Source organism: Bradyrhizobium sp. Ash2021, assembly GCF_031202265.1.
Classification (GTDB): domain Bacteria; phylum Pseudomonadota; class Alphaproteobacteria; order Rhizobiales; family Xanthobacteraceae; genus Bradyrhizobium.
The window spans coordinates 8,589,842-8,616,267 of sequence record NZ_CP100604.1 but is presented as its reverse complement, the minus strand read 5'-3'; the positions used below and the strand labels follow the sequence as shown (position 1 = coordinate 8,616,267).

28 protein-coding genes are annotated in these 26,426 nt (G+C 62.5%); 17 read left to right on the top strand and 11 right to left on the bottom strand.

Annotation, left to right across the window (positions count from 1 at the left end; genetic code table 11):
- Positions 1 to 44: 44 nt before the first annotated feature.
- From NL528_RS41475 to NL528_RS41440, 8 genes are all read left to right on the top strand, one after another.
- On the top strand, positions 45 to 722 hold the full coding sequence (locus NL528_RS41475; RefSeq protein WP_074272987.1) for a TetR family transcriptional regulator: 678 nt from the start codon (positions 45 to 47) through the stop codon (positions 720 to 722).
- A gap of 58 nt (positions 723 to 780) precedes the next feature.
- The gene (locus tag NL528_RS41470) at positions 781 to 1,539 is read left to right on the top strand and encodes an SDR family NAD(P)-dependent oxidoreductase (RefSeq protein WP_309180099.1); all 759 of its coding nucleotides are present in this window, start codon (positions 781 to 783) and stop codon (positions 1,537 to 1,539) included.
- A 193-nt stretch (positions 1,540 to 1,732) separates the two neighbouring features.
- A complete protein-coding gene (locus NL528_RS41465) occupies positions 1,733 to 2,539 on the top strand; it encodes an enoyl-CoA hydratase/isomerase family protein (protein ID WP_309180098.1) in 807 nt (268 codons plus the stop codon).
- Between the two features lie 52 nt (positions 2,540 to 2,591).
- Positions 2,592 to 4,466 (top strand): AMP-binding protein, encoded by a 1,875-nt coding sequence (locus NL528_RS41460; protein ID WP_309180097.1) that lies wholly within the window; start codon positions 2,592 to 2,594, stop codon positions 4,464 to 4,466.
- 157 nt (positions 4,467 to 4,623) lie between these two features.
- Entirely contained in the window at positions 4,624 to 5,751 is a 1,128-nt protein-coding gene (locus NL528_RS41455) for an acyl-CoA dehydrogenase family protein (RefSeq protein ID WP_309180096.1), read from the top strand.
- A 118-nt stretch (positions 5,752 to 5,869) separates the two neighbouring features.
- Positions 5,870 to 7,117, top strand: coding sequence for an acyl-CoA dehydrogenase (locus NL528_RS41450; RefSeq protein ID WP_309180095.1), 1,248 nt, complete (start codon positions 5,870 to 5,872; stop codon positions 7,115 to 7,117).
- A gap of 133 nt (positions 7,118 to 7,250) precedes the next feature.
- A complete protein-coding gene (locus tag NL528_RS41445; RefSeq protein ID WP_309180094.1) occupies positions 7,251 to 8,498 on the top strand; it encodes an acyl-CoA dehydrogenase in 1,248 nt (415 codons plus the stop codon).
- Positions 8,499 to 8,628: 130 nt separating this feature from the next.
- Positions 8,629 to 9,342 carry a nitroreductase gene (locus tag NL528_RS41440; RefSeq protein WP_309180093.1) on the top strand — a complete coding sequence of 238 codons (714 nt, stop codon included), beginning with the start codon at positions 8,629 to 8,631 and terminating at the stop codon, positions 9,340 to 9,342.
- Positions 9,343 to 9,526: 184 nt separating this feature from the next.
- On the opposite strand, the gene NL528_RS41435 is transcribed toward NL528_RS41440, so the two are convergent.
- Both NL528_RS41435 and NL528_RS41430 read right to left on the bottom strand, forming a co-directional pair.
- Positions 9,527 to 10,312: an enoyl-CoA hydratase/isomerase family protein gene (locus NL528_RS41435; protein WP_309180092.1), complete on the bottom strand. Its 786-nt coding sequence runs from the start codon at positions 10,310 to 10,312 to the stop codon at positions 9,527 to 9,529.
- 14 nt (positions 10,313 to 10,326) lie between these two features.
- Positions 10,327 to 11,439 (bottom strand): cyclic nucleotide-gated ion channel, encoded by a 1,113-nt coding sequence (locus NL528_RS41430; protein WP_309180091.1) that lies wholly within the window; start codon positions 11,437 to 11,439, stop codon positions 10,327 to 10,329.
- Positions 11,440 to 11,779: 340 nt separating this feature from the next.
- Here NL528_RS41430 and NL528_RS41425 point away from each other — a divergent pair, with 340 nt between their 5' ends.
- On the top strand, positions 11,780 to 12,445 hold the full coding sequence (locus tag NL528_RS41425) for a cyclic nucleotide-binding domain-containing protein (RefSeq protein WP_309180090.1): 666 nt from the start codon (positions 11,780 to 11,782) through the stop codon (positions 12,443 to 12,445).
- A gap of 17 nt (positions 12,446 to 12,462) precedes the next feature.
- Positions 12,463 to 13,347 carry a DUF6537 domain-containing protein gene (locus NL528_RS41420; RefSeq protein WP_309180089.1) on the top strand — a complete coding sequence of 295 codons (885 nt, stop codon included), beginning with the start codon at positions 12,463 to 12,465 and terminating at the stop codon, positions 13,345 to 13,347.
- Between the two features lie 110 nt (positions 13,348 to 13,457).
- Here the strand turns inward: NL528_RS41420 and NL528_RS41415 are convergent, their stop codons facing one another.
- Both NL528_RS41415 and NL528_RS41410 read right to left on the bottom strand, forming a co-directional pair.
- Complete coding sequence (locus tag NL528_RS41415; RefSeq protein WP_309180088.1) at positions 13,458 to 13,700, bottom strand: hypothetical protein; 243 nt, start codon at positions 13,698 to 13,700, stop codon at positions 13,458 to 13,460.
- 568 nt (positions 13,701 to 14,268) lie between these two features.
- Positions 14,269 to 15,669 (bottom strand): TAXI family TRAP transporter solute-binding subunit, encoded by a 1,401-nt coding sequence (locus NL528_RS41410; RefSeq protein WP_309180087.1) that lies wholly within the window; start codon positions 15,667 to 15,669, stop codon positions 14,269 to 14,271.
- A 420-nt stretch (positions 15,670 to 16,089) separates the two neighbouring features.
- Between NL528_RS41410 and NL528_RS41405 the strand changes: the two genes are divergently transcribed.
- The gene (locus NL528_RS41405; protein ID WP_171985645.1) at positions 16,090 to 16,437 is read left to right on the top strand and encodes a DUF3307 domain-containing protein; all 348 of its coding nucleotides are present in this window, start codon (positions 16,090 to 16,092) and stop codon (positions 16,435 to 16,437) included.
- Here NL528_RS41405 and NL528_RS41400 read toward each other — a convergent pair.
- The gene (locus tag NL528_RS41400; RefSeq protein ID WP_309180086.1) at positions 16,434 to 16,895 is read right to left on the bottom strand and encodes a GNAT family N-acetyltransferase; all 462 of its coding nucleotides are present in this window, start codon (positions 16,893 to 16,895) and stop codon (positions 16,434 to 16,436) included. The genes NL528_RS41405 and NL528_RS41400 overlap by 4 nt on opposite strands.
- A gap of 393 nt (positions 16,896 to 17,288) precedes the next feature.
- Between NL528_RS41400 and NL528_RS41395 the strand changes: the two genes are divergently transcribed.
- Positions 17,289 to 18,086: a hypothetical protein gene (locus tag NL528_RS41395; RefSeq protein ID WP_309180085.1), complete on the top strand. Its 798-nt coding sequence runs from the start codon at positions 17,289 to 17,291 to the stop codon at positions 18,084 to 18,086.
- A 104-nt stretch (positions 18,087 to 18,190) separates the two neighbouring features.
- Here NL528_RS41395 and NL528_RS47390 read toward each other — a convergent pair whose 3' ends face one another.
- The 3 genes from NL528_RS47390 to NL528_RS41385 all read right to left on the bottom strand — a co-directional run bounded on the left by NL528_RS47390 (position 18,191) and on the right by NL528_RS41385 (position 20,813).
- A complete protein-coding gene (locus NL528_RS47390) occupies positions 18,191 to 18,391 on the bottom strand; it encodes a hypothetical protein (protein WP_375143943.1) in 201 nt (66 codons plus the stop codon).
- A gap of 109 nt (positions 18,392 to 18,500) precedes the next feature.
- The gene (locus NL528_RS41390; RefSeq protein WP_309180084.1) at positions 18,501 to 19,547 is read right to left on the bottom strand and encodes an HlyD family efflux transporter periplasmic adaptor subunit; all 1,047 of its coding nucleotides are present in this window, start codon (positions 19,545 to 19,547) and stop codon (positions 18,501 to 18,503) included.
- Between the two features lie 12 nt (positions 19,548 to 19,559).
- On the bottom strand, positions 19,560 to 20,813 hold the full coding sequence (locus NL528_RS41385; protein WP_309180083.1) for a glycosyltransferase: 1,254 nt from the start codon (positions 20,811 to 20,813) through the stop codon (positions 19,560 to 19,562).
- Positions 20,814 to 21,537: 724 nt separating this feature from the next.
- On the opposite strand from NL528_RS41385, the gene NL528_RS41380 reads away from it, so the two are divergent.
- Both NL528_RS41380 and NL528_RS41375 read left to right on the top strand, forming a co-directional pair.
- Positions 21,538 to 21,828 carry a hypothetical protein gene (locus tag NL528_RS41380; RefSeq protein ID WP_309180082.1) on the top strand — a complete coding sequence of 97 codons (291 nt, stop codon included), beginning with the start codon at positions 21,538 to 21,540 and terminating at the stop codon, positions 21,826 to 21,828.
- 38 nt (positions 21,829 to 21,866) lie between these two features.
- Positions 21,867 to 22,268, top strand: coding sequence for a hypothetical protein (locus tag NL528_RS41375; protein ID WP_309180081.1), 402 nt, complete (start codon positions 21,867 to 21,869; stop codon positions 22,266 to 22,268).
- 84 nt (positions 22,269 to 22,352) lie between these two features.
- Here the strand turns inward: NL528_RS41375 and NL528_RS41370 are convergent, their stop codons facing one another.
- Together NL528_RS41370 and NL528_RS41365 are read right to left on the bottom strand one after the other, a co-directional pair.
- Positions 22,353 to 22,706, bottom strand: a complete 354-nt coding sequence (locus NL528_RS41370; RefSeq protein WP_309180080.1) for a YkgJ family cysteine cluster protein — start codon at positions 22,704 to 22,706, stop codon at positions 22,353 to 22,355.
- A gap of 36 nt (positions 22,707 to 22,742) precedes the next feature.
- The gene (locus NL528_RS41365; RefSeq protein WP_309180079.1) at positions 22,743 to 23,441 is read right to left on the bottom strand and encodes a YafY family protein; all 699 of its coding nucleotides are present in this window, start codon (positions 23,439 to 23,441) and stop codon (positions 22,743 to 22,745) included.
- 102 nt (positions 23,442 to 23,543) lie between these two features.
- On the opposite strand from NL528_RS41365, the gene NL528_RS41360 reads away from it, so the two are divergent.
- The gene (locus tag NL528_RS41360; protein WP_074273006.1) at positions 23,544 to 23,804 is read left to right on the top strand and encodes a hypothetical protein; all 261 of its coding nucleotides are present in this window, start codon (positions 23,544 to 23,546) and stop codon (positions 23,802 to 23,804) included.
- Positions 23,805 to 23,840: 36 nt separating this feature from the next.
- Positions 23,841 to 24,569 carry a glutathione S-transferase C-terminal domain-containing protein gene (locus tag NL528_RS41355; RefSeq protein WP_309180078.1) on the top strand — a complete coding sequence of 243 codons (729 nt, stop codon included), beginning with the start codon at positions 23,841 to 23,843 and terminating at the stop codon, positions 24,567 to 24,569.
- Between the two features lie 165 nt (positions 24,570 to 24,734).
- On the opposite strand, the gene NL528_RS41350 is transcribed toward NL528_RS41355, so the two are convergent.
- A complete protein-coding gene (locus NL528_RS41350; RefSeq protein WP_309180077.1) occupies positions 24,735 to 25,367 on the bottom strand; it encodes a pyridoxamine 5'-phosphate oxidase family protein in 633 nt (210 codons plus the stop codon).
- Between the two features lie 119 nt (positions 25,368 to 25,486).
- Here NL528_RS41350 and NL528_RS41345 point away from each other — a divergent pair, with 119 nt between their 5' ends.
- Positions 25,487 to 26,380 (top strand): LysR family transcriptional regulator, encoded by an 894-nt coding sequence (locus NL528_RS41345; RefSeq protein WP_309180076.1) that lies wholly within the window; start codon positions 25,487 to 25,489, stop codon positions 26,378 to 26,380.
- Positions 26,381 to 26,426 lie beyond the last annotated feature (46 nt).

Sequence of the window (26,426 nt, the reverse complement as noted above, 5' to 3'; positions counted from 1 at the left end):
TATGTGCGGCCGGATTTCCGGACTTGGCAGCGACTTTGGCAGTAATGGGATCACAGTTGAATACCAGCGTACCGACCAAAATTCCGGGCGGCAGAAATAGCACCGCCGACAAGCTGCTTGTCGCGGCGAGCGAACTGATGATCGAGCGCTCCTCGATCGAGGTGTCGCTCTCCGACATCGCGCAAAAGTCCGGCGTCAACGCCGCCTTGGTGAAATATCATTTCGGCAACAAGGACGGGCTGTTGCTGGCGCTGTTGGCGCGCGATGCCGCCACCGAGATGTCGCAGCTCGAATATCTGCTGGCCCAGCCGATCTCGCCGACCGCAAAACTCCGTCTGCATATCGGCGGTATCATCCGCGCCTATCACCAGTTCCCCTATATGAACCGGCTGATCCACTTTCTGCTGCACGAAAGCAGCGCGGACGCCGCCGACGAAGTGTCGAAATTCTTTGTGGCACCCTTGCTCGACTTTCATCGCCGGCTGCTGGCGGAAGGCATCAAGGCCGGCGAGTTCCGCAACATCGATCCGGTGCTGTTCTACACCAGCCTGATCGGCGCCTGCGACCATCTGTTCTTCGGCCGCCATGCGATGTCGCGCGCGACCGGCGTCGGCCCGGTCACCGACGAGGTCTGCCGCGAATACGTCAAGCATATGGAAGCGCTGATCTGCGGTGGCATGCTGAACTCAAACAATGACAAGGCTGCAGCGGCAGCCGAATAACAAGTTCGAAGTCCAGAGAAGAAACGCCCAAGGAAACGTTGAAGGAAAGGTTTTTAAGATGCAGTTGAAAGATGTTGCCGTTCTCATCACCGGCGGTGGCTCCGGCCTCGGCGCCGCCACCGCGCGCGCCATGGCCGCCAAAGGCGCCAAGATCGGCGTGATCGACCAGAACAAGGAAAACGCCGAGAAGGTTGCGGCCGAAGTAAAGGGTGTCGCCCTTCACGCCGACGTCACCGACGAGGAAGCGATCAAGGCAGCGATTGCCAAGGCCGAAGCCGCCCACGGCATTGCCCGCGTGCTGATGAACTGCGCCGGCATCGGCGGTTCGCAGCGCACCGTCGGCAAGGACGGCGTCTATCCGCTGGCCAAATTCGTCCGCATCATCAACGTGAATCTGATCGGCACCTTTAACGTGCTGCGCCTGTTCGCCGAACGGCTCGCGACGGAAGCGCCGATCGGCGAAGAGCGCGGCGTCATCATCAACACCGCGAGCGTCGCGGCCTATGAAGGCCAGATCGGCCAGATCGCCTACTCGGCGTCCAAGGGCGGAATCGTCGGCCTCACGCTGCCGGCTGCGCGCGATCTCGCCAGCCTCAAGATCCGCGTCAACACCATCGCGCCCGGCCTGTTCCTGACGCCGCTGCTGATGGGATTGAACGAGGAAGCCCGCAAGAGCCTCGGCGCCCAGGTGCCGCATCCGGCCCGGCTCGGCGACGCCTCCGAATACGGCAACCTCGCGGTCCACATCGTCGAGAACCCGATGCTGAACGGCGAGACCATTCGTCTCGACGGCGCAATCCGCATGGCGCCGCGGTAGGGCGCTCTTCTACCCTTCTCCCCTTGTGGGAGAAGGTGGCGCGGATGAAATCCGCGCCGGATGGGGGGTTCTATCCGTCTGGCAACCCCTCACCGCATCGAATGCGAAGCTAATATCGGTGATGCCCTCTCCCACAAGGGGAGAGGGCGTTGCGATGAACACCGCGATCCGCTGAATGCGCAGGGAGTACGGCGTGACTCAACCGCTGCTGATCGAACACGACGATGGGGTCGACCGGGTGACGCTCAATCGCCCGGACAGCCTCAACGCGCTCGATCCCGCGCTCATCGACGCGCTCAATGCCTATTTCCAGGGCCTGCAGCGCAATCGCGCGACACGGGTGGTGGTGTTGAAAGGCGCGGGCGCGTCGTTCTGCGCCGGGCTCGATCTCAAACATGCGATGCAGCGCCGCGCCGGGCAGCAGGAGCCGCCCGGGGTCACCGAATCGCTGGATTCGCAACGCCGCATTGCTGACATCGTGATGCTGATGCGGCGCTGTCCGCAGCCGATCATCGCGCTAATCCAGGGGGCTGCGGCCGGCGGTGGTTTTGCGCTGGCGCTTGCCGCCGACATCCGCATCGCCACCAAATCGGCGCGGATGAATTGCGCCTTCATCAAGCTGGGCCTCGGCGGCTGCGATATCGGCACCAGCTATTTCCTGCCGCGCCTGGTCGGCGTGTCCGTTGCATCGGAACTGATTTTGACCGGCCGCTTCATCGGCGCCGAGCGCGCGCTTGGCGTCGGCCTCGTCTCCGAGATCGTCGAGGAAGGCGGCCTTGACGCCGCAGCGGAGCCTTATGTCGAAGCAATGATGACGGCCTCGCCGGTCGGCTTAAGGCTCTCCAAGGAATGCCTCAATATGAGCGTCGACGCCGGCTCCATTGAAGCCGTGATCGCGATGGAAGATCGCAATCAGGTTTTGTGCAGCCGCTCGGAAGATTTCAACGAAGGCATCAGGGCCTTCCTCGAAAAGCGAAAGCCTGTCTATATCAGACGATAACAACCGAAAAGAACAAGGGATCCGCAAAGGACCGAATTCCGGGAGACGCAATATGAGTGGGAGCGCAGCCGCGGTGCTGACCAAGCCGGCCTTTCGCAAGATCGAATGGCTGGCGCGCGACATTGCGGTCGAGCGGCGGCCGGACGGCGTCATCGTCTTGAAGTCGCGGATTCCGCTGCAGGCTTACGAGAAGCACATCCCGGCTTCGCTGGCGAAATGGGCCAGGGAAGCGCCGGATAGAATCTGGCTGGCGCAGCGCGCCGGCACTGAGCGGCAATGGCGCAAGCTGTCGTATGGCGAGGCCAAGCGCACCGTCGATGCGCTGACACAGGGACTTCTCAATCTGGGACTCGAAGCCGGCCGCCCGGTCGCGATCCTGTCGGGCAATTCGATCGAGCATGCGCTGATGACGCAGGCGGCGATGCAGGCGCGGTTTCCGGCAGCGCCCGTGTCGCCGGCCTATTCCTTGATGAGCCAGGATCACCTCAAGCTGAAATATCTGTTCGACCTGATCAAGCCGGCCGTGGTGATGGTGCAGGACGGCCCGACATTTGAGAAGGCGCTGAAAGCACTTGATCTCACCGGCGTCACCGTGGTTCACGTCGCGCGGCCCTGCGCGGGCGTCAAGAGCGTTTCCTTCGCCGATCTCGCGGCGACGCCGGTCACAGGCGAGGTCGAGGCGTCGATCGCAAAGATCACGCCCGACACCGTCGGTAAGCTGCTGTTCACCTCGGGCTCGACCGGGATGCCGAAGGCCGTCATCAACACCCAGGAGATGATGTGCGCCAATGCGGCGATGATGATGCAGGTGCGCCCGCGCGATTCCGGCGGACCGATCCCAACGGTGCTCGACTGGATGCCATGGAATCACACCATGGGCGGCAACGCCGCGTTCCATCCGGTGCTGGTCGACGGCGGCACGCTCTATATCGACGACGGCCGGCCGATGCCGGGCCAGATCGAGGAGACCTTGCGAAACCTGCACGAGGTGTCGCCGACCTATTACGCCAACGTACCGGCCGGTTACGCCGCACTCGCCGCCGCGATGGAAAAGGACGATGCGCTGTGCCGCAGCTTTTTCAAGAATCTCACCCTGATGGCCTATGGCGGCGCGCGGCTGCCCGACGATCTCTACGACCGGATGCAGGCACTCGCGGTGCGCGCCACCGGCGAGCGCATCGTGTTCTATACCGGCTGGGGCTCGACCGAGACCGCGCCGACCTCCACCGGCACCTATTGGGACACCGAGCGCGTCGGCCTGATCGGGCTGCCGTTCCCCGGCGTCGAACTAAAGATGCTGCCGTGCGGCTCGAAATATGAATTGCGGCTGCGCGGCGTCAATGTCACGCCCGGCTATCTCGGTCAGCCCGATCTCACCAGCAAGATGTTCGACGAAGAGGGCTTTTACTGCATCGGCGATGCCGGTGTGTTCGTCGATCCCCAGGATCCGCTGCAGGGCATCATCTTCGCCGGCCGCGTGGTCGAGGATTTCAAGCTGACCACCGGCACCTTCGTTCACGTCGGATCGCTGCGCACCGATGCGATCGCGGCTGCGACGCCGGTGGTGCAGGACGCGCTGGTGGCGGGACAGGATCGTCCGTTCATCGGGTTGCTGGCCTGGCCCAATCTCCACGCCTGCCGGCAGATCGCAGGCAATCCCGACGCGACCTATGACCAGGTCGTCAGGCATCCCAAAGTGCTGGCCTGCTTCAAGCGCGGCCTGCAGGCGCACAATTCATCGTCGTCAGGCGGCAGCAGCATGCAGATCGCCCGCGCCATGCTGATGGTCGAGCCGGCCTCGATCGACGGCAACGAACTCACCGACAAGGGCTACATCAACCAGCGCGCCGGCCTCGAGCGCCGCGCCGCGCTGGTGGAGCAGCTCTATGCCGACAAGCCCAATGAAGACGTGATTGTGCTGCAATGAAGTCGAATCTCTCTCCACTCGTCATTCCAGGACGCGCCCCTTGGCGCGGGCCCGGAATCCATACTTACGATCGTGGTTATGGATTCCGGGCTCGTCGCTTCGCTCCGCCCCGGAATGACGATTTCCATTTACGAACAACCAACCCGAGTAACACGCCATGAATTTCGATTTCTCCGACGACCAGAAGCAGATGCGCGACGCGGCGAGGAAATTTCTCTCCGAACAATGTCCGCCGAAAGCGGTGCGTACCGTGCTCGACGGCAAGGCGGCTTACGACAAGGAATTGTGGAAGGGCCTGGCCGAGATGGGATTCCTCGGCGTCGCGATTCCCGAACAATTCGGCGGGGCCGGCGCGGGCCATCTCGAGCTCTGCGTGATCGCCGAGGAAATGGGCCGCGCGCTGGCGCCGGTGCCGTTCTCCTCGACCGTCTATCTCGCCGCCGAAGCGATCCTAATTGCAGGCAGCGATGCGCAGAAGCAGAAATGGCTGCCGAAGATCGCGTCGGGCGAGGCGATCGGCACGCTGGCGTTGTTTGAAGGCAAGGGCAATCCATCGCCGAAGGCGATCAAGCTCACCGCGTCCGGCGGCACGCTCAATGGCGTCAAGAAGCCGGTCGCTGACGGCGCCATCGCCGATTTCGCCGTGGTCGCCGCGCGCACCGGCTCCACCGGGCGCGATTCCGATATCTCGCTGTTCCTGGTCGACCTCAAGGCCGGCGGCGTCGAAGTGAAGTCGCTGACCAATGTCGATCCGACCCGCGGCCAGGCCGAACTGACCTTCAAGAATGCCAAGGCCGAGCCGCTCGGTGCCACCGGCGACGGCTGGAGCATCCTGTCGCAGGTGCTCGACCGTGCCGCGGTGTTGATGGCGTTCGAGCAGGTCGGCGGTGCCGACCGCGCGCTGGAAATGGGCCGCGACTATGCGCTCGATCGCATCGCCTTCGGCCGGCCGATCGGCTCGTTCCAGGCGGTCAAGCACATGCTCGCCGACATGTATGTCTCGGCGACGCTGGCGCGCTCGAACTGCTATTACGGCGCCTGGGCGTTGTCGACCAACGCGTCGGAACTGCCGGAAGCCGCCGCCGCCGCGCGCATCAGCGCGACGCAGGCGTTCCAGCACTGCGCCAAGAACAACATCCAGGTCCATGGCGGCATGGGTTTCACCTGGGAATTCGACTGCCACATGTATTACCGCCGCGCCAACGCGGTGGCGCTCGGGCTCGGCAGTCTGTCCTATTGGGAAGATCAGCTGATCGACCGCATGCGCAAGAAGAACGCCGCTTGATTTTAGGTGTCATTCCGGGGCGCGTTGAAAACGCGAACCCGGAATCTCGATGTAAGCAACTTCTGGATTCCGGGTTCGCGCTGCGCGCGCCCCGGAATGACGAGCAAGGACGACGCACATGAACTTCGATGACACCCCGCAGGAAGCCGCGTTTCGCGCCGAGGCCAGGGCATGGATCGGCGCCAACGCGCCGAAGCAATATGAGGAGGAGCTGCGCAAATCCTCGCTCGGCCGCACCCAGCTCACGGGCGCCAACATCCTCGAGGTGGCAAAGGCCTGGCAAAAGAAGAAGGCCGATGCCGGCTGGGCTTGCCTGCACTGGCCGAAGGAATATGGCGGCCGCGGTTCGACGCCGATCGAACGCGTGATCTGGCAGCAGGAAGAGGGCCCGTTCGGCAAGCTCTCGGGCATGTTCATCATCGGCCACGGCATGTGCGGCCCGACCATGATGGCGTTTGCCGGCGAGGAGCAGAAACGCAAATATCTGCCGCCGCTGGCGTCCGGCGAAAAGGTCTGGTGCCAGCTGTTCTCCGAACCCGCCGGAGGTTCCGACGTTGCAGGCCTGCGCACCCGCGCGGAGAAGAACGGCGACGACTGGATCATCAACGGCCAAAAAATCTGGACCTCGGGCGCGCATTATTCCGACTACGGCATCCTGCTCACCCGCACCGATCCCAACGTCGCCAAGCACAAGGGCCTCACCATGTTCTTCCTCGACATGAAGAGCCCGGGCGTCGAGGTCCGGCCGATCAAGCAGGCCAGCGGCCAGTCGGACTTCAACGAGGTCTACTTCACCGATGTGAAGATCCCGGACTCGCAGCGGCTCGGCGCCGTCAATGACGGCTGGAACGTGTCACTGACCACGCTGATGAACGAGCGCATGTCGATCGGCGCCGGCGTCTCTACGGGGTTTCCGGAATTGTTCGAATTCTGCAACAGCCTGATGCTGGAGGACGGCCCGGCGATCGAAGACCGCGGCGTGCGCTCAAAGCTCGCCAACTGGGCGGTGAAGGCGAGCGGACTGAAATACACCAGCATGCGCGCGATCTCGGCGCTGTCGAAGGGCGACCGACCGGGACCGGAAAACTCAATCGGCAAGCTGGTGGCGGGCTCGATGGTGCAGGACGTCGCGATGTACGCGCTCGACCTGCAGGGCGCCGCCGGCGTGCTGAGCGGCCCGGAGGACGCGGAAGTCGCCGGCAAATTCCAGGCGATGCTGCTGCGCGCGCCGGGCACCCGTGTCGAGGGTGGCACCGACGAGATCATGCGCAACATCATTGCCGAGCGCGTGCTCGGCCTGCCCGGCGATATCAGGGTCGACAAGGACGTGCCGTTCAACAAGATACCCACCAAGGGAAGAGCGTAGTCGTCATTCCGGGGCGCGCGTAGCGCGAACCTCAGATGCGCAATTGCGCATCGGGGAATCCAGAGGTTATTGATCGAGATTCCGGGTTCGCGCCAAGGCGCGCCCCGGAATGACAAAAAAAGAGGAAGCCGCCATGAATTTCGATGACACCCCGCAGGAAGCCGAATTCCGCACGACAGCACGCAAATGGGTCGACGCCAACGCGCCGAAGGAGTTCAAGGCGGAACTGTCAAAGTCCTCGCTGGGCCGCATCCGGCTCGCGAAGCATGACATGGTCGAGGTCGGCAAGGCCTGGCAAAAGAAGAAGGCCGAAGGCGGCTGGGCCTGCCTGCACTGGCCGAAGGAATATGGCGGCCGCGGCGCCACGCCGATCGAGAAGGTGATCTGGCAGCAGGAGGAGGGCGTCTACGGCAAGCTGACACAGCCGTTCCAGATCGGCGAAGGCATGTGCGGCCCGACCGTGATGGCGTTTGGCAGCGAAGAGGCAAAACGGCGGTACCTGCCGAAACTCGCGTCCGGTGAGGAAATCTGGTGCCAGTTATTCTCGGAGCCGGCCGGCGGCTCCGACGTCGCGGGGCTTCGCACCCGCGCGGAAAAGAAGGACGATAACTGGATCGTCAATGGCCAGAAGATCTGGACCTCGGGCGCGCATTATTCCGACTACGGCCTTCTGATCACGCGGACCGATCCCAATGTGCCGAAGCACAAGGGCCTGACGATGTTCTTCCTCGACATGAAGAGCAAAGGCGTCGAAGTGCGGCCGATCAAGCAGGCCAACGGCATGCAGGAATTCAACGAGGTCTATTTCACCGACGTCGTGATCCCCGATCATCAGCGGCTCGGCGCGGTCGGAGACGGCTGGAACGTGTCGCTGACCACCTTGATGAACGAGCGCATGTCGATCGGCTCGCGGCTGGCGACCGGCTTTCCCGAAATGTTCGAGTTCTGCTCGAACCTGATGACGGATGACGGGCTCGCAATCGACGATCCCGCCACGCGCTCGAAACTCGCGAGCTGGGCGGTGAAGGCGAGCGGGCTGAAATACACCAGCTACCGCGCGATCTCGGCGCTGTCCAAGGGCGAGCGGCCCGGACCGGAGAACTCGATCGGCAAGCTGGTCTCCGGCATGATGCTGCAGGACATCGCGACCTATGCGATGGATTTGCAAGGCGCGGCCGGCGCACTCACCGGGGACGCCGAAGAGGAAGCGCGCGGCCAGTTCCAGCAGATGCTGCTGAGCTCGCCCTCGATGCGCATCGCCGGCGGTACCGACGAGATCCTGCGCAACATCATCGCCGAGCGCGTGCTGGGTCTGCCCGGCGATATCCGCGTCGACAAGGACGTGCCGTTCAACAAGATCCCGACCAAGGGAAGAGGTTAGCCGTCATTCCGGGGCGCCGCGAAGCGGCGAACCCGGAATCCAGAGATTTTGGATCGAGATTCTCCGATGTGCAATTGCACATCATAGTTCGCGCTGCGCGCGCCCCGGAATGACAGGAAGAGGAAGTGTCATGGACGCCAAGACGCCGAAGCCGCGCTATGCGACCGAAGACCGCATCGGCGTGCTGGAAGAGCTGTTGGGCGAACGCTATTCGGTTCGCGCCTTTCTGCCGCGAGAGGTGCCGCGCGAGACCATCGAGCATGTTCTCACCGCGGCGCAGCGCACGGCATCATGGTGCAACAGCCAGCCCTGGCAGGTGTTGATCGCCAGCGGCGAGGCCAAGGAACGGTTTCGCAAATTGATCCATGCGGAAGCCGCTTCTGGCGCCCGGGACGACCACGACTTTACCCCGCCGCGCGAATATCTCGGCGTCTATCTCGAGCGCCGCCGCGAGAGCGGCTTTCAACTCTACAACACGCTCGGCATCATCAGAGGCGACAAGATGGCCTACGCCAAACAGGCTCTGGAGAACTACAATTTCTTCGGCGCGCCACATGTCGCGATCATCCATACCGACGAGCCGCTCGGGATCTACGGCGCGATCGATTGCGGCGCCTATGTCTCCAATTTCATGCTGGCCGCCCAGGCGCTCGGTCTCGGCACCATTCCGCAGGCGGCGCTGGCGCGGCATTCCGGGCTGATCCGCCGCCACTTCAATCTCGGCGACAACCGCCGCGTGGTCTGCGGCATCTCGTTCGGATTTGCGGACCACGAACACAAGGTCAACAGCTACCGCACCTCGCGCGCGAGCGTGGCCGATACGGTGACGTTCGTCGAGGAGTAACCTAGCGCGGTTTCTCTTCACCTCGCCCCGCGTGCGGGGAGAGGTCGGATCGCATCGCAGATGCGATCCGGGTGAGGGGGGCTCTCCGCATACTCACATCTTTCGAATTTGTGGAAGCAGCCCCTCACCCCAACCCTCTCCCCGCGAAGAGCGGGGCGAGGGAGATCATCGACCTCCGGAGTCTTTAAAACCGCGGCGGCCGTTTTTCCGCGAACGCCTTGATGCCTTCCTTGATCTCGGCGCCGCGCATGCTCTCGCGATGGCGCTGGTCGGCGGCGGCCTCGTCGAGCTTGCCGTGGGCGATCTCGTTGATGGCGCGCTTCATGCCAGCCATCGCCACCGGCGCGTTGCCGGCGAGGATGGTGGCGAGCCTGTCGACTTCCTCGTCCAGCGATTCCAGCGGCACCATCGCGGTGAGATAGCCGATCCGCAGCATTTCCGGCGCGCTGATCTTTTGCGCGGTCAGGAACAACTTCTTGGCATTGTCGGCGCCGAGCCGCGATACATAGCGGGCGATGCCGCTCTTGTAATAATGCAGGCCCAGCCGTGCCGCCGGCATGAACATCTCTGATGTGTCGATCCCGATGCGGAAATCGCAGGCCAGCGCCAGATCGGTCGCGCCGCCATAGACGCCGCCATTGAGCCGGCAGATCGTCGGCACGCCGAGATCCTCCAGCCGGTTGACCACCACTTCGAACGCCGAGCCGGCGCTCTGCTCTTCCCTGGCGCTGGTCGCGCGCTCGGCGACCGAGTTGAGATCGTAGCCGGCGCTGAAGGCGCGGCCGGTGCCGGTCAAGACCAGCACGCGGATGGCGGGATCGGCCTCGATCCGGTCGAACAGCTTTACGAGGTCGCCGAGGTCTTCCGCCTGCAGCCGGTTCAGATGTTTTGGCCGGTTGAGGCGGATGGTGGCGCGGGGGCCTGATAGCTCGAGCACCGGCGCAGTTGTCGTCTCGGCGGCGTCGGACATGGTTTTCTCCATTGTTATTTGTTTTCGAGCGCGCGCCGCTTGGCCTCGGCGTCGATGGTTTCGGCGAGATCGGGATGCCGTGCCATCAAGAGGCGGAAGTCGACGAGGTCGAGCACCAGAAGCTTCGACAGCCGCGTGGTGGTGATATTGGCGGAGCGCAGATTATTGCCGAGCAGTGCCATCTCGCCGAAGAACGCGCCTTCGCCGAGCGCCACCTTCTTGCCGGGCAGATCGACCTCGACCTCGCCAGCGGCGATGAAATACATGCAGTCGCCGGTCTGGCCCTTGCGGATGATCATGGTGCGCGGCGGCAGATCCATGGTGCGCAGCATGTGGGTCACGTCGGCGATCGCGGCGGGGCCGAGGGCGGCGAAGAACGGAACCTTGCTGACGGATTCCCAGGTCTTGAGGAAATTGTCGCGGCGCGTTTCCGCGGCGAAACCGGTGGCAAGGATGCCGGTCCAGAGCCCGAACACGCCGAGGCCCGAGATCATGACCAGCGCGGCCACCAGGCGGCCGAGCGGTGTGATCGGTACCACGTCGCCATACCCGGTCGTCGTCAATGTCACGACCGCCCACCACAGCGCATCCGGTACGCTGCCGAAAGTGGCTGGCTGGACGTCGTGTTCCAGGAAATATTCGGCGACCGAGGCGAGAAACACCACCGTCAGGAAGATCACCAGCACGCTCAACAGCGGGCCGGATTCCTGCACCAGCACGCGGCGCAATTGCCGCAGTCCGGGAATTCCCGGAACCACCTTGAGCACCCACAAGATGCTCAGCAGCCACGCCGTCTTGGGGTCGACGCCGCAGACGATCGCCAGCGGCACTGCGACCGCACCGGCGGCGTCGACCAGCCCGCGCCCGGACAGTGCATAGGCCCATCCGCGTTGCAACAGCACGGCGTGGCGCAGCCGCACCACCCATTCGAACACGAAGTAGGCGAGGCAACCCCACAAGACAGCATCGACCCAGTGATGCGCCGCCTCATAGGCCGGGGTGACCGTCAGCATCACCATCATGCCGACGCCGATCGTCACCGCGACATAGGCCGCGTTGGTCATGTTGCGGCCCGCCGTTGCGGTGATGAACTGGGCCAGAGCCGGGTGAACGAGCCGCTTGGACATCGGGGAATGGCGCCTGATCGGTGCAAAAAAGCTGTTAGCGGTCATGCCAAAGCGTGGCCGGTCCGGCAAGGTGCCCGCCCCCGGGAGGGCCGTCAACGACGGCCGGAGAAGGGCGTTGCCGGCGGGGACCGACCGGCGCCGTCAGCGGCGACGCCGGACCTCGCCGGTTCGGACGCCGCCGCCCGGCAAGGTTGGCAGGAAAATTGGCCGGGATCTGTGAGAATCCCGACAAAACGTCGTTTTTTCCCCGTATATCAAAAGATGCCCGTCAACATTACGATGGCAGCGCGGCGGATACGGAATCGCGAAAACATTCACTGGTTAGAATTGGTTGGCTCCCATGGATACGTCCCATCTGGCAGAACACGCCGGAACCGCCGGCGCACTTTTCGCGTCCATCTTCGTGGTCGCCACCACGACGATGCGGACCATGATCCCGTTGCGGGTGTTCGGTATTCTCGCCAACGTCGTCCTGTTCGCGACGGCCATTCCGATCCACAATTATCTGGTTATGGTGGTGCAGGCGGTGATGCTGATGGTCAATTCGTATCGGCTGCACCAGATGCTGCAACTGGTCCGCGACGTGAAGAAATCCGTCAACAGCGACCTGTCGATGGAATGGTTGAAGCCGTTCATGACCGAGCGCAATTGCGCGGCCGGGGAAGTCCTGTTCTACAAGGACGAGAAGGCCGAAGACATGCTCTACATCGTCAGCGGCCGTTTCCGGCTGGTCGAGTCCGGCATCGAATTGCCGATCGGCGCCATCGTCGGCGAGCTCGGCATGCTGTCGCCGTCGAACACGCGAACCCAGTCGCTCGAATGCGTCGAGGCCGGCCGCATCCTGAGCGTCAGCTACAGCAAGGTCGAGGAGCTTTACGTGCAGAATCCCGCCTTCGGCTTCTACTTCCTTCGTCTCTCCAGCGCCCGGCTGTTTCAGAACCTCGACGCGCTGGAAAAGCGGTTGGCGCAGCAGATTGCAAAAAACGCCGAAGCGAAGCCGGCTTGAGTACTGGGAGCGCGACAGTGTCAGACGACGGCGTTCTGTCTTCGCTGCGTTATCTGTTCGCCGATCTGATCGGCGAGGAGGACGATACGCCGCCGTTTCTCCCGGAGGGATTGCCGGAAGCGGTTGCGCCGGTGGCCAGCGACGCCATCCATACGCTGATCGACTATCAGAGTACGGCGTACGCGCAGCTCTATGTCGACCGGTTGCGGCGGTTCGTCGGCCGCCGCGGCGTCGATGATGCGATGCTGGGCGAGATCGCGCGGCTGATGGCGGCGCGCATGAGCTACGAAGATCCGATCCGGATCGCGCAATTGAAGCTTGCCGAAATCACTGACGCCGCCGGCAATCCGCAACTTCAATCAACCCGCGATGTCAGGAAATTCCGGCTGGATGAACTGATCAGCGCGCTCCCCGCCATTGTCGCCGAGTATGTGCTCGATGCGCTTGAATGGGTGGGCTGGCTGCACAAGCCGGTTTCGATCAGCTTCAGCGCCGCAAGCCGGCTGGGAATTCGCCGATTGAAGCTCGAGGCGTCGCTGAAGCGCTGGCGGCGGTACTCGGTGCGCTATACCAAGGAGCGGGTCTGGGTCGAGCGCTGGCTGCACATGATCGACCGCAGCCTGACCAAGCAGCCGGCGGCCGCATCCACGATCGTACAGACCGCGGGCATGATCGAGGGCTATGGCGACCCCTATCGCCAGGGCATCGCGGACTGGAACGCGATCATCGACGGCCTCGCCAAGCCGACCTTCGACGGTGTGCTTCCCTTGCCCGATCTTGCCGGCGCGATTACCGAAGCGCGTGCGGCGGCGCTGCCCGATCCGCGCCAGGCCGCGCTGAAGCGCAAGATCGCGGAGATCCGGGCGAGGGTGCCTGCCGCTACAAACGCCGCGGCCGGGTGATGTTCCGTGCCGGCAGGAATTGAAGTGCCGTCATCAACTGACGGTCCTTGCCGTTTCAGCCGTGCTGACTCGCCGGTGCTGTCCGGCACGACGGCTGCGAACGCGCCGCGTCATTCCGCCGCGTCCGGGTCGCCCTGCGTGTGCCCGTCCGGCCCGCGGTTGAAGACGCCATAGTTGCTGGATTTTATGCCGGAGACGCCGTCGGCGCCGCCGGCCCCCAGCCCGTGCCGCAAAAGTTCGCGCACGGCCGCCGCCCGGGTCGGCATGCGGTGTTGGAAGCGAAAATCGTCGACTAAGGCCAGTTCCTCCGGAGACAGCATGACCTGCAGTCGCTCTCCACGCATCTCGCTCATGGTGACGCACCCAAAGTTAGCCAATTGAGTAATTTGCTAAACGAGGCAACTCGACGTCGGTTCCATCAATTGAGGCAACTGTGTCAATTTAGCAAAATACTCAAGTAAAAACAATGACTTATGGCCTTGTATCCGGCGCTTGGCGGGCTATATTTTTGTCTTGGGAGGACGCCATGACTGACCCCGTCAAGCTACCCCGCAAACTTTCAGACGAGCCGGAGGCACCAAAGCCGCGGCGGCCGAGCCATCAAAAAATCATCGACCAGCTCGACCGCTGGGCCAACAGCCCTGGTCTCCAACCACCGAGATTATCCGATGAGAAAACGATCTGAGCCGCATTCATTCGAGCAGCGACTGGAAGAGCACAAGCTAAGGCTTGAGGCCGAGGCCGCCAGGCTGCCAAGCGGAAGCGAACGCGATGACATTATGAAACGCATCGAGCTGCTTCAGCGGGCTGCCGACATCAACATTTGGCTCTCGCAACACGCGTGAGCTGCTTGAATGCGCTTGAGGAGAAAAAATGCCGGCGATACGCCGGCATTTTTGTTTTGCGCGGGCGGAGTATTCCCTACGCGCTCTGCGCGGTCTTCACAGCAACCACATTGTCGTCCTGGGATGGTGGGTGCCGCTTCAGATGGTCGCGGCGCATGCTGATCTCGTCGCGGACGAATTCATAGCCGAGCTTGAACGTGTCCAGCCCGTCGCTCGAGATGGTGCCGTCGCGCAGGCCTATCACCGCGCCGCGCAATATCCCTTCGAGTTCGTCCTGCAGCTCGTCGAGCGCATCGAGGGTTTTGGCGTACTCCATCCGCTCGCCGATATCGAGGATGGCAGTTGCAAGCTCGCCGGCCTTCTCGGGCGCGACCCGCGTGACCTTGGTGTAGATGCCGGCGAAGATCGACCCGATGACGCTCAGCGCTGCCGCACCCAGATACATCACGTCGCTGTAACGATCCATGAACGACTTGGTGTCGTCGTTGATGTATTCGGCGGCCCCCTGATGCGCGACAACAAAGGCGTCCTTGTCGGTTTCAGCGGGTTCGATCTTGGAGGCGAAGCCGTCGTCCAGCGCAAGCTCGGCCTTGTTCTCGTAGATGATGCGCGCGAGGTCGCCCGCGGTGGTCGTCGACAGCCTGGATTGCGCGACCAGCAGCCACTCGAGCCCGATGGTATCGACGTCGTCGTCGGGGACCGCCGGCGAGGAGGACAGCATGCCGGTCGCCACCGTCTCTTCGGAGAGCGCCGGATATTTCCTGGCCAGCGCTTTCGCCGCGTCGATCGCGTTCAGGGTAAAGCCGCCGTGCTTGGCATATTGCTCGTAGCTCTTGTCCTTCATCATCTTCGAGGCGTGTGCGATCGCGATCACGGCGCCGAAGCCTGACGCAAAAAGCTTGTCGAAGGTCGTATTGGGCGGGGCCATCTGCACCCGGGACGCGGCGTCGGCGTTATCCGAGAGTTCGAGAACAGTGCGGACAAACGCGACGCTGTTTTCGCCGTCGGCAAGCACGGCGATCTTCTTTTTCCTCAAATCGGCAACGGACTTGATCTTCCTGCCGCCGGGGGTCAGCACCAGCACCACGTCATGTTCGAGGATCGCGATCGCGCGCGCGCGGGCCGGGATCTTGGCGTCGGTGCGCAGGATCGCCAGATTGGCTTCCTTGCGGTCGAACTGCGCCAGCGCCTTGGCATTGTCGCCGTTGGGTACGATCTTGAGCCGCAGCCGCGACGAATTGTTCTTCAGCAGCGCGGCAAGCCTGGCGGCGAAACGGGCCTCGGGACCGTTGGCCTCGCCGACGGCAAAGACCAGCGTTTCGGAGTTTCGCAGCCAAACCCGGCCACCCCACACCGTGGCGGCGGTCAGAATCAGCGTCAGGATGGAGAAGATGATGATCTGGGTACGGTTGCTTTTGACGACCCGCGATCGCCGAGGCCCCATTTCCGGATCCGGCGTTTGGGCTTCGGCGCTCATGGCTCACACCCTGTCGGGGACGTCATGCCGCCATCGCAGCGCCGCAGGCCGTCCAAAGGAATTCGTAAATGCCTAAAAAAGAACGATAATTTGCCTGCGCGCGATACTATCCCGCCCCGGCCGGATTGCAAACCGGCCCCGGAGGTAACCTTACCAGCGAAAGCCACGCGCGTGGCCGCAGTATCGCCGTTCGGCCACACCATGTGTATTTTGTGCGACCTACAGGTGCATTCCGGTCCGGGAGGTGCCATAAATCATGAATAACGGCAGCGTTCGAATTGTCCGGGTTTGACAAGAAAATTGTGCTGACAGCCTAGACCACCGGTTTTTTTGCCACCTCTTCAGTCCGAGCAAAGGGCGTCAGCTTTGTTGTTTCCTTCCATGTCGTCGTCGGTTCCGGTTGGTTTGCTTTTGGGGTGGATGTTGCTTCTCACGGTGAAGCACATCATCGCCGATTTCGTGCTGCAAACGTCCTGGATGGCGATCGGCAAGGACCAGAAGACCGGCTGGGCGATGCCGCTGCTGGCGCATTGTCTCGTGCATCTCGCCGTGGCGATGGCGCTGATCCTGATCGTTGCGCCGCGGTTCTGGTTCGTCGCGCTGATCGATTTCGCCATTCACATCACGGTCGACCGCGCCAAGGGGATTTGCGCGTCGCGCTTCGGCGTGCAGCAGGAACATCCGTGGTTCTGGACGCTGATCGGCGTCGACCAGGCGCTGCATCATCTCACCGGCTTCGGCCTGTCGATCTTCATGGCGGCGAACTAAGCGTCCCGGAAAAACACGCTCATCTGGTGCGGCCCGACCTTTCGTTCGGATATGGTCCAGCCCAGCGCTTCGTAGAAACGCGTCATCCGCGGCCGCGCGCAGAGATGGACGCGGCTGACACCGAGCGCAAAACAATCCTGCGCCGCGCGGTCGACCAGTGCCGCGCCGACACCGTGCCGGCGCGCGGCCTCCTCCACCCAGACGGCGGCGATCCATGGCGTCAGTTGCGGCCGCTCCGCGAGATCGGAGGCGATCACCGACGACGTTCCGAGAAATGTCTCGCCGTCATGCGCGACCAGCGCGAACGGAATCGGCGCAGCGTCCATGTTTTCGCACAGGCGCCCGGAAATAGTGCCGAGAGGCGCGCCGCTGGCTTCCCACCACGCCTCCCAGATCCGTTTCGCCACGGTGTCGAAGAATTCTGGACGCTGGCGAAGGTCGGAGATGGTGAAAGACATTTCCTGGTCTCGGGGGGTATCGCGTCGCTTGCTTTATCTTACCCTGCCCTGGAGGGGGAGGGTCGACGCGAATGAAATGAGCGGCGGGGGCCTTGGAAACCCGCTTCTATCGGGGCGGCCGAGCGCCGGCCATGCCGCCCACGCCTGTTCCAACTCGTTCATCGGCCCCATCCTGCGGATTTGGCAGCATAAAGCGATGCAGCAAAAATGAAAAACGCTCCCGCCCGATACGCGGATGCCGGGCGGTCCCGCGATCCCCCGGCGCATCCCGGGCGCCGGGGGAACCGGAAAAAATTCTAAGAGCAGCAACGTGGGAAGTCCGCCCTAGTGCTTGCATGATTGGAAGCCATAGTTGGCGGCGTGAGGCGGGCCGTCCTGTAATGGAGATCGATAATGATCTTCATGCTGTTTGCCGTAGCCATTGCCGCCTTGTTTTTTGTCGGCTCACTCATCTTGCTAGGTTTGGGTCAGCACCTCGGCTTGCGGTATCGCAAGCGGAGCGGCACCGAGGGCACCGGAGGGTTGGCGACCGTCGAGGGTGCAATATTCGGCTTGATGGGTCTGCTGCTGGCATTCACGATCTCTGGTGCGCTGCAACGCTTCGATGACCGCCGTCAGTTGGTCATTCAGGAAGCGACGGCGGCCACGACGGCGTATGACCGCCTGGACCTATTCGGCGAAAACGACGCACACAGGCTCCAGAGCAGCCTCAAAGAATACATCCGCGCCCGGGCCGATCTGTATCGAATGGCGCATGATTTCTTGCTGCTCCAGCGAGCGGAAGATTTCTCGGACCAGCAGGAAAAGAAGCTTTTGGAACTCAAGAACCAACTATGGGACGCGGCGGCGGCTGCTTGCTCACAACCGAACTACCGTCCTGCATGCGGTTTGTCGCTGCCAGCACTGAATAGCCTCTTCGAGGTTGCACGTCAGCGTGCAGGTGCCGCCGAAAAGCACCCACCGCAGATCATCTACTTTATGCTGTTTGGCCTTGGTCTGGGGTGCTCACTGCTCGCCGGGTTCGGGATGGCCGCGAGCGCAGGGCGAAGTTGGATACACATGGTGATCTTTGCAGGAACCTTGACCGTTGCGCTCTACATCGTGACCGATATGGAATATCCGCGTCTTGGCCTCATTCGGATCGAGAGCTTCGATCATTTCCTCGCCGACGCCTACGATCAAATGCAGTAACGGCGGTGCGCGGTCAGCTTTTGTGCCCGCCTAGCAGCTTCGGCCTTGTGCCGTGGTTCTCTTGATCTCTTCGTTTTTGCAAGTTCACTGCCAAGCTATCGCGCCTACATGCAATCCGGCAGGCCGGGGGCCTCGATGATCGGGGATACCACCATTTCCTTGAAACAGTTGGCGCACCGGGCGCTTGCGCCGACGATCTCGCACGTCTCGTCACCGGATACGATGTCGCGCTGACATTTCGGACAGGTGTAACCGGTTTCCTTCTCGACAAAGTCATATGACGGTCCGACAAAAGCGCAGACCATGTGATGGAGGATCGGGAAAAGCTCCAGGCGAGCGGATTTACACACCGGACAAAGTGATTGATCTGCTCTGATTTGCACCAGCCGCGCCTCTCGACAATTAGCAACGTACTTATTGAAGACCGAGCAGACGCACCAACGCGGTGGCGGCGCGATAGGTGACGTCCGTGTAGAACATGTGAACATAGACCGTTGAATTGAGCGGCGGCGGCGCAACCTCGGGAGTGAAGCGAATGCGCGCAATCTGGGTAGAGGGACGGTCACGCGCAAACAGTTGCTGCTTTGCGGCGTACACATCGGAAATTGGGAGAATTTCCGCAATCCGTCCTGAAATGCGGCGGTTGCCGAACAGCACGAGCACTTCATTGCCGACCTCGGGCTCCACCAAGCGGGCGTTCGGAATGTGCCAATCGACATAAACGTCGGTCGGATCGAGGATTTCGGCGATCGGAGTACCGGCCACCAGGGATTGTCCAACAGTTGCAAGATTTGTCGAAATGATGCCGCTGATGGGCGCCAGTACTCGCCCCCCGGCGAAATTCCGCTCGACCTCATCGAGGCGGTCGCGAAGCTGTTGCGCAAACTCGTCCAGGTCGGCCAGTTGGGTGACGGCCTCCGCGACCATCGCCTCTTGCGAGATGACCGCCTTGCGCGCCGCTGCGCGCTCGCGGTGCATTTCCAGGCGAAACGTCAGGCTCCCGGCTTGCGATCCTTCAATCTGGTCGGCGGCAGCCTCGGTCAGTTCCTTGTAGGCTCTCGCCGCTTCAAGCGTTTCCTGCGCCACCCGCGCCTCGACCCGCAGTTGCGATCTGCGGCTCGCGATGTCGGACAATCCGCGCATATAGGTGGCGACGATGTTGTCCTGTTCGGGCGACCGCACCAGCCCGATCTCTTCGCCTGCCTTGACCGCAGCGCCGCGCGCCGCATTCACGGCCCTGACTTGCACGAGATAGGGAAGCGAAACGACGTGCGCCGGCGCGGAGACAGTTCCGGGACCGCTCAGGTACACCAGCGGGGCGCCGAAATAGATGACAAAGAAGGCGAGCACCCCGAATACGCTCGTCGCATAGACGATGCGCACAAGCCGTCCGGCAGCGCGCCTCCGGCTTTCGACGGGATCGGGAACGTTCGGATCGAGCCTGTTCATGGTGACGTTCATGAACCTGATCCTTCAAGTCCGGTCAGCAAACAGCGCGCGGCGCACGCGTGGCGGCACGAAGTCATCGTGCCTGGAAGTCGCAAAGAGGATCTCTGAGGAGTAGGAGAAGAATCGGGCACACTTCAAATAGACGCCTTGGTAGAATGGAAAGATCAGGGATCCTCCAAGGCTAAACAGTCCGGAAGACCGGTTGAACAGGACAAACGCAAGCGCCAGGTTAAAGAGCGAGATCCAAAGAAGCAGAATGTAGATCGCGGCGAGAAACAGAACCGCATCAGCGCCGAATAGTGCCACAAGGTAGACGAGATAGAATGGGAGACTGAGCGTCGGAACGAGATCGAAAAGGATGAAGTCCAGTCTTTGAAGTGTATCCGGCAACCGTTCCAGCCGGTGGAAGAACCGCAACTCGCCGTACATCATGAAGCGAATTCGCAGGGCATCGCGATCCCAGCGCGCGCGCTGGCGCAGGAGACCGATACCCCCGACCGGGCCTGCCGTTTCTGCCCACGCCTCCGGTACGAAACGGACGAGATAACCCAGACGGCGCAGGCGCAGACTGAATTCCAGATCTTCTCCGGGGCCGACGTCGAGCCCACCTTGCTGGACGAACACATCGCGGCGGTACATCGAGCAAGCGCCGGAAAGGCAGGCGATCGCACCCACAATGTCAAGTATCGTTCTACCGGCACTTATCGACATCAAGTATTCGATGCTTTGAAGCCCTGTCCACAGCGAGTGGCGATCATTGCTGATTGCAATGTTGCAGCTCGCACCGGCGACGCGCGGGTCGTTGAAAGCGGACGCAAGGCGCGCCACGGCAGTTGGCTCGAAAATCGTGTCTGCGTCCACTGTCAACAGCAGGTCGCCGGTGGCGAACCGGGCCGCTGCGTTTATGGCGGCGCTCCGGCCACAGCGCGTGCCGTGGCAAATGACCATGTCTACCAAGCCAAGCGCGCGCGCCCGCTCCGCCGTCGCGCGGGTTTCGTCGGTAGAACCGTCATCAACTACGATGATCTCAAGCGGTTGCAATGTCTGTTGTCGGAGCGAGGCGATAGAAACGCCCAGACCGGAGCCGCCATTGAAAGTCGGCACGATCACGGTGACCGAAGCTCTGACCAATGCATCGTCTTTCTGAGGTCTTCTGGTCAGCCCCAGCAGCGAGAGAGAAAGCAAGGAAAACGTATATCGTGGAATGTCGAAGATCAGTGCCGCAAAAGCGAGCACGATCCAGTTCGTCCCGGCGATCAACTGCATCATTTCGACCATGATGACTACCTTCGGCGTAAAACCGATTTGGCGTCGCGCCCGGACCGTCAAATCCCCAAGTCGATGCGGAACCCGATAGCCGGACAGAGCGCGTCATCCATATACGAACGCGGACGTTCTCGAACTCTTTAGGCTGCATTGCGAATTGTAGAAGTTCTGACCAAGGCCCCGCGCCGGTACCACTCGGCGGCGCAGTTTCAGGCTTCTTGGCGATCGCCGGTTCAACCTTTCAAGTCGAGTATGCAGATTGTGCCAAACTGCGGATCGGTTGCAAAACTACGTGCATGTCGCCCCTGCGTGTATATAGTTAGTGCAGGGGAATATCCATGCATCAGCCCGGGACCAGGAGTGAGCGCCGGATGCAAGGGCTTTCGGAAGCGGTCGGGCTGGTTAGCCCCGATCTTGCATTCGGACCGAATTTGGACACCACGGCGCGGGAACTCTCCGCTTGCGGCGCTGGCAGCGCGCATGGCGCTTCCGCGAAACCATGAATCAGCCACCACCGCCGTTCCAAAGCTCGAAACGCCGCCGCCTCGCATTACCGAAGCAGCGCCAAGCCACTGCTTTTTGCGGCTCAAGCAGCGCTGTCTCACCGCTCCAGAGAACGAGGCCGTTTTTACGGTGGTGATCAGCGTTGGCTCTCTGCCCGTGGTTCTTCTCGCCTTGGTCCTGTTCGCGAGTTGAACGGCTGGTAGCCGCAGCTTTCGCGCACGGCTCGACATGGATGGCCGAAAACGACCTGCCAAAACGGTTCGCCAACGCCGAGCCGGGCGCGATCCTGATCGGGCCCGTCCGGGAGTTCTGCCGGAAGTGGCAAAACCTGACTGAGGTGACGGTCCCCGGGTCGCATTGCATCCACGAAGATTCCGGGCCGGCGGTCGCGCGGTGGATGAAGGCGCATGCGATCGGACCCGCGAATCAGATGCGGCACCGCGGCTCCGATTCGGCGGCAACTGGCAAGCACTCCGCAAACACCCCGGGTGACTACTGCCGTCCTTGGTTAACCTTTCGTTAGAACATTGCACTGCATCTTCCGCACCAGGGGGAACTCCAATGTTTTCAAGCCGCGACGCCTTCGAGAACGATTTCTGTCCGGTCCGGGAGGAATTGCTCGGCGAAATGTACCGCGCCAACGCCAACGGCCTGCCCGTCCTCGTGGCGAGCGTTTCTTCCGAAGTCCGGGCCATGCTGGCGCTGTTCTGCTATCGCCGCAGCCATTTGCATTCGCTGGCGCTGGCGATCGCGGCCAGCTGCAGCGAACGCGATTTGATCCAGTTGGGCGGCCGCGTCGGCTCGACCCTCTACGCACTGTCCCGTGCACCGGCCGCACGATCCACGCCGTCGTCCTACGGCCACCGCAAGCCGATCACGCTCTCGACCAAGCCGCTCTCGACCTTCGCGCCGGTCGCGGACGATGTCGACGACGAGGATGTCGAGGAAGCTGTGACGGCGTAGCCGTCGTTCCTGCGAAAGCAGGAATCCATAACCACCAAAGCCATTTGGTTTAGCCGGCGTCCGCCACCGCGCCTTACCGATGAATCACGCGGTATGGGTCCCTGCTTTCGCAGGGACGACGGATAGCACCGCCAATCCATGCCTTCGCCGCGCCATCGCGCATTCGGCATCGCCGGGCATGCAGGTCCGGCAGACCTCGGGCCGCACCGCATAGATCGTGCAGGACGTCGCGACACCGACCTTGCCTGACAGCGCCGAACAGCGATCGCCGTCGCAGCGCATCCCCGACAGTCTTTCATTGACGAATTTTTCGGGGATCAGGTCGAGCTCTGCGTCATCCTCGGTGGTGAAGCGCGGCCAGTTCTGCGAATAGCTGCAACAGGCACCGCAGGCCTGGCAGGGGCTTTCGACGCCGATGGCGGGACCGCTGTTCTCCATGGGGCCTGCTCTAGCGCGGAATGAAGCGGCCGGCCATCAGGTATCTTTCGGGGCCTCCCAGACCAGGCTCCTGCGCCATCGGGCGCGCAGCAGATCGCGCCGCTCCGGGTATTTTTCGTCGTGGTACACCGCCTCGACGACGCGGTCGGTGCGGAAACTGCGAAAATCCTTGCGCAGCTCGCACCACGCCGCCAACAGCCGCACCGTCTCATGATAGCCGACGGCAATTGGCCAAATGGTGCGCTCGGAGCCGCGGCCGTGCTCGTCGCGATAGTTCAGCGTGATCTTCTTGCCCTCGTGAATCTGCGCCCGCGTCCGCACCATGTCGATGCGGTCGGGCTCCCTGTTCCAGTTGGGGCGGGCGCGGCTGGCGGGCTCCAGCACGAACGGCCTCAAGCGCTCGGTGACCGTGTCGGCGATTTTCGCCATCAGATCCTGGGCGGCGCGCGCCAGCACGGGATCGGCGTGGCCGACCACCCATTGTGCACCGAGCACGCAAGCCTCGATTTCATCGGGGGTCAGCATCAAGGGCGGCAGGTCGAAGCCTTTTTCGAGGATGTAGCCCATGCCGGCCTCGCCGCGAATCGGCACGCGCTGTTCGATCAGGGTCGCGATGTCGCGATAGATCGTCCGCTTCGAGGTCTCGAGCTCGGCCGCGATCGCATCCGCCGTCAGCGGTTTGCCGGTGCGCCGGAGCACCTGGATGATTTGAAACAGCCGGTCGGCACGTCTCATGACACGTCTCTTTTTTGCGGTTGGCCTCGCTGCTGCTGACAGCATGTTGGCAGCAGGCGGCGGTTATACCGGGACAACACCTCAATTGAAGGGAATTTGTCCATGATGATTCTTGCTGAACTCGGATTCCAGCGGGCTCAGACCTTTGTGCTGGAGCACCTGATTGCCTTTCACTTTGCCTCCGGCGACCTGCGCTGGGTGATGATAGCGCTGGCCTTGCGGTCATTCAGCGCAATGTGGGCTTTCGGCCATGAGCGCCTTCTAACCATGGTCCTGAACGCCGCCCGCCGCATCGGGCAAAAGGCCCGCTTCGCGGCGGAGATCGCCCATGCTGACACCATGGTGGCAGCAGGGGGGCGCTAGGGTCGGGTATCATATCAAGTGATCGGGAGCCCCCACATGATTACCCTCTATGGCTTTGGCCCGGGCTTCGGCTTGCCGGAAATCAGCCCCTTTGTGACCAAGACCGAGGTCCAGTTGAAGATGGCCGGTCTGGACTATCGCAAGGAAAAGGCGAAGCCGCCCAACTCTCCCAAGGGGCAGTTGCCCTATATCGTCGATGACGCCGAGAGTGTGGCCGATTCCACCTTCATCCGCGCGCATATTGAAGCCAAATACGGCTTCGATTTCGACGCCCCGCTCAGTCTGCAGGCGCGGGCCCAGGCCTGGGCGTTCGAGCGCATGATCGAGCACCATGTCTATTGGGCGCTGGTCGGGGCGCGCTGGGTCGATGGCGAAAACTTTGCCAAGGGGCCGGCACATTTCTTCGATGGGGCGCCGGAGCATCTGCGCGAAAAACTGCGCGAGGACGCCCAGTTCCGGGTCGCCGAAAACTATCTCCTCAGTGGCCTTGGCCGCCACGCCCCGGAGGAGGACGTCGACCTCGCCATACGTTCGCTGTTTGCGCTGTCGGTCCAGCTCGGCGACAAGCCATATCTGATGGGAGAGGCGCCCTGCGGCACCGATGCCACCGCTTTCGGCGCGCTGGCCGGAATCCTGACGCCGTTCTTCGAGTCGAAACTGCGGGAGCGGGTCGAAAAATTCGAAAATCTCACCGCCTATGTCGACCGGATGATGCTGCAATACTATCCGGAATTCGCCTGGGCACCGCTGCAACAGGCGGCCTGAGCGTCGCCTGTCGTCCCCGCCTAGTGCGCAATTGCGCACGGGAGCGGGGACCCATACGCCGCGGCCGACGGAAGAGGCGCTGTGGTAGGCGGCCTTTCCAGCCACTAGCATCGGTGCTTATGGGTCCCCGCTTTCGCAGCGACGACGATGGTTTCTGTGGTCGTCTTAGAGGGGCTGCCCGCTGGATACCCCGCCCTTCAATGCGGCCAGCTCAGCCTCGAGTTCGGCAATCCGTGCATCGCGCGTCGCCAATGCGGCCGCCACATCGGCGGCGTCGAATTTTTGCGGGATGTGCTGCGGGCAGTTGGTATCCCACGCCGAGATCCGGAACAGGATCACTTGCTCGGGCCGCGCCTTGTAGCCTTGCGGCATCAGCGATTGCACCAGCGCCGGATCGTCGTCGACCACGCGCGCCTCGCCCCAGATCTTGACCCGGCGGCGATGCGCATAATCCATCACGAAGATATATGCCTTCGGATTTTCCGAGAGGTTGCCTTGCGTGATGTACTGCCGGTTGCCGCTGTAGTCGGCGAACGCGATCGTGTTCTTGTCCAGGATTTTGACGAAACCCTTCGGGCCGCCGCGATGCTGGATGTAGGGTTGGCCGTCCGCGCTGGCGGTCGAAAAATACAGGCTGTTGGTTTCCGCCAGAAAACCGGCGAGGTTTGCATCGATCTCGGTGCGCCAGCCGCGCTGCTCGGCATGGGCGTAGGCGTCGCGCGAACCCCTTCGGGTCTGGATCGACTTCACCGCCGGGGTGAACGCGACATCACTGGAATAGGTGTGAAGGTCTGACATCTGAACCCCTCAAATTCGAAGTGCCAAAGCGGTCTCGTTGCCGTTCAAAATGGACCCTTTCGGAATTTAAACAATCAGGCCAATTGACACTTCACTATTGCAAGATATGAAATAATGCCATGGACCGGATCGACGCCATGCAGGCCTTTGTCGCCGTCGCCGACCTGCAGGGATTTGCTCCTGCGGCGCGCAAGCTCCGGCTGTCGCCTTCCGCCGTGACGCGGCTGGTCGCGGCGCTGGAGGATCGTCTCGGCGCGCGGCTGCTGCAGCGGACCACGCGGCAGGTCACGCTCACCGATGCCGGGGCGCGCTATCTGGAGCGCGCACGCCGCATCCTCGCCGATGTCGAGGAGGCGGAAAGTTCGGCCGAGGGCGAGCAGACCCGGCCGGGCGGCCGGCTGGTGGTTTCCGCGCCGGTCGGATTCGGGCGGCTGCACGTCAGTCCGGTCGTTACGGCCTATCTGAAGCGCTATCCGGAGGTGTCGGTCGATCTGCGCCTGTCGGATCGCGTGATCAATCTGGTGGAGGACGGCGTCGATCTTGCGGTCCGGATCGGTCACCTTCCGGATTCGACCCTGGTCGGGCGTCACGTCGGCGAGATGCGGCGGATCGTGGTGGCCGCAAAGGACTATCTGAAACGCCGCGACGAGCCGAAGCGGCCTGCGGACATTGCCGCGCACGACACCATCCAGTTCGGCGCCATGACCGCGTCGCCGGACTGGCGCTTTGTCGAGGACGGAAGCGAACTCCGTGTTCCCTGCACGCCGCGCTTTTCGACCAACAGCGCCGATGCCGCGGTCCAGTACGCCGAGCAGGGCGGCGGCCTGACCCGGGTGTTCGCCTATCAGGCGGCCGAATCACTCAGGGCAGGGCGGCTCAAAATCGTGCTGGCGAAATTCGAGGTGCCGCCGTTGCCGATCCACATCGTCTATCCGACGTCGCGGCTGTTGTCGGCCAAGGTGCGCACCTTCATCGATCTCGTGACCGAGACCAGCGACTGGCATTTTGGGTGAATGCTGTCATTCCGGGATGGTCCGAAGGACCAGACCCGGAATCTCG